The organism is Mesorhizobium sp. M5C.F.Ca.IN.020.32.2.1 (genome assembly GCF_004023105.1).
Classification (GTDB): Bacteria; Pseudomonadota; Alphaproteobacteria; order Rhizobiales; family Rhizobiaceae; genus Mesorhizobium; species Mesorhizobium wenxiniae.
Map to the genome: position 1 here is coordinate 1 of NZ_RZSX01001609.1, position 536 is coordinate 536.

Annotated in this window: 1 pseudogene; it reads right to left on the minus strand. The window is 71.3% G+C overall.

What is annotated here, in order from left to right:
- A pseudogene (locus tag EOA86_RS37735) lies at positions 1 to 536 on the minus strand (glycerol-3-phosphate dehydrogenase); the annotation flags it as partial.

Consider the following 536-nt stretch of genomic DNA (forward strand, 5'->3'; position numbering starts at 1 on the left):
CGCTGGCGCCGAGCGCGGCGCCGGTGACGGCACCCGCGGCAATGGCGAAGACGTTCTTCAGCGCGCCGCCGATCTCGACGCCGATGAGATCGTCGCTCGAATAGCAGCGCAGGTTCTGCGCCGAGAAGCGGGCGGCAAGCTCGGCCGCCAGATACTCGTCGCGGGCGGCGACCACCACGGCCGTCGGCAGGCCCCTGGCGACGTCGGTGGCGAAGCTTGGGCCGGACAGGGCGGCGACCGGATTTTCAGGCAGGATCTCTCTAGCGATGGCCGACAGCAGCGCGCCGGTGTCGCGCTCGATGCCCTTGGCGCAGAGAACCAGCGGGGCGCCTGTCGGCATATGGGTTTTCGCGGTGGCCAGCATGGCGCGCAGCGACTGCGCCGGCGCCACCGCCAGAACGCAGTCGGCGCCGTCGAGCGCGGCCTCGATGTCGCTCGTTGCCACGATGCCGGCCTGGAGCGCGATGCCCGGCAGATAGCGCGGATTTTCGCCACGGTCGATCGCGGCGACGGTCTCCGGGTCGCGCGCATAGAGG